Genomic DNA, 1,422 nt, shown 5'->3' on the forward strand with positions numbered 1-1,422 from the left:
CAAGACCAATGGTGGTAATCTTCGTCATGGTGGATGGCTCCTCAGATGGATCTTACAACGGACCCATCTTGGCACATCAGATGCCGCTGGCGGGCGCCGTCCACCACATCACCGAAATCCCCGAAATCCCGAAATCCGCACCATCCGGCGTAACGATGGTGACCTCGACCGCACGGTCATGGGGGCGATCTGAGATCATCACCGTGTCCCTATAAGTCGGTATTTATTGCTTCACTTGCTTGCAACGAGCCATAATGCTGTCGCCAGCACCTTGCGAGAAAGTTTTGCGGTGGGCTTCGAGCAACTTTTCTCGCTCGGCCATACATTCTTTCCTGGTCGCGAAAGACTGCTCGACTTGTCCTTCGATGGTGCTGCCACCGCTGGTAATCGAGAACACAAGGATGAAGATTGCTTTTGTCATCGCGTTGCTTTGTTCTCAGCCAATTTCACATTAACTTAGGGAAAAGTGCGCCAACTGCAAAGAACAAGATCAGGAAAGAGTAGCGATAGACGAGATAGCGACCCCATTGTGACATTAAGAACTGTTCAAGTCCTGATGGCCACATGCCTCGCTGGCGCAGGTATAACTCAGCCTCACTGTCTATGAATCTAGCGACGGAGGTGCGGTCATGCTCCCTTGTTCGAACTTCGTCGACAATGGCCTCTATTCGATGACGGGGGGTGGATGTGAATAGCGTTGAACCCTCGCCACCACTGAAGAACCTGAGGGCTCTTACTATCCCACCCTGTGACTTCTTCGAAGCCCTGATGAGAGCTGCTTCGTCATCATCGTCGAATCGCCTTGGCTGATACTTAAGTTTCATGATGTATCGAACGACATTGCCGCCGACTAACACGGCCTCCGCCTCTATCTTGTTGCGTCCTTCGGCTGGTTCAACGTCCACTACGAAAAAGAATATCTTCCGGACTGCCCACGACAGGATCGCGAAGAGGATTTGCAGCGCTATCATTCCGAGTTCGAAGAGAGCCACAGCAATTCCGAACTGAACTATTGTTGGGTAACTGAACGTGCGGGCATAAACGAAAACTGCGAACAGCAGTAAGAAGGAAAGCGCAATCGCAGCTAGAGCAAGAGGGACAAGTAGCAGCCAATAGAGCTTGTGGGCTCTGTAGTCCAGCATACCGAACAATGCATCGTCCCCTTGCTTGTCGCTATGGAGGGGCAGTCTGCCATGTCCCTGGGGAAAGAAAAGCCCCGTCCTTTCATACGTATTACAGTGGGTAAACGGGAGCGCCTTCTAGACTAGGGGTTTCGGTGACAGTGCACAAAACTATCGGACTTTGGTGATGTGGTGGACGGCGCCCGCCAGCGGCATCTGATGTGCCAAGATGGGTCCGTTGTAAGATCCATCTGAGGAGCCATCCACCATGACGAAGATTACCACCATTGGTCTTGATATT

Annotated in this window: 3 protein-coding genes; all 3 read right to left on the reverse strand. The window is 52.0% G+C overall.

All coding sequences use genetic code 11. From position 1 onward, the window contains the following. Positions 1–76: 76 nt before the first annotated feature. The 3 genes from DT068_RS28480 to DT068_RS27855 are packed head-to-tail and all read right to left on the reverse strand — an operon-like array spanning position 77 to position 1,142. A complete protein-coding gene (locus DT068_RS28480; RefSeq protein ID WP_368905334.1) occupies positions 77–199 on the reverse strand; it encodes a hypothetical protein in 123 nt (40 codons plus the stop codon). Positions 200–223: 24 nt separating this feature from the next. Then, entirely contained in the window at positions 224–421 is a 198-nt protein-coding gene (locus DT068_RS27850) for a hypothetical protein (protein WP_119393177.1), read from the reverse strand. Between the two features lie 25 nt (positions 422–446). Continuing rightward, positions 447–1,142 carry a hypothetical protein gene (locus DT068_RS27855; protein WP_119393178.1) on the reverse strand — a complete coding sequence of 232 codons (696 nt, stop codon included), beginning with the start codon at positions 1,140–1,142 and terminating at the stop codon, positions 447–449. Positions 1,143–1,422 lie beyond the last annotated feature (280 nt).

Source organism: Taklimakanibacter lacteus (assembly GCA_003576695.1).
GTDB classification, from domain to species: domain Bacteria; phylum Pseudomonadota; class Alphaproteobacteria; order Rhizobiales; family Aestuariivirgaceae; genus Taklimakanibacter; species Taklimakanibacter lacteus.

Coding starts and splice junctions, on each gene's coding strand:
- DT068_RS28480 (WP_368905334.1), bottom strand. CDS start 199: ATGATCTCAGATCGCCCCCATGACCGTGCGGTCGAGGTCACCATCGTT.
- DT068_RS27850 (WP_119393177.1), bottom strand. CDS start 421: ATGACAAAAGCAATCTTCATCCTTGTGTTCTCGATTACCAGCGGTGGC.
- DT068_RS27855 (WP_119393178.1), bottom strand. CDS start 1,142: ATGCTGGACTACAGAGCCCACAAGCTCTATTGGCTGCTACTTGTCCCT.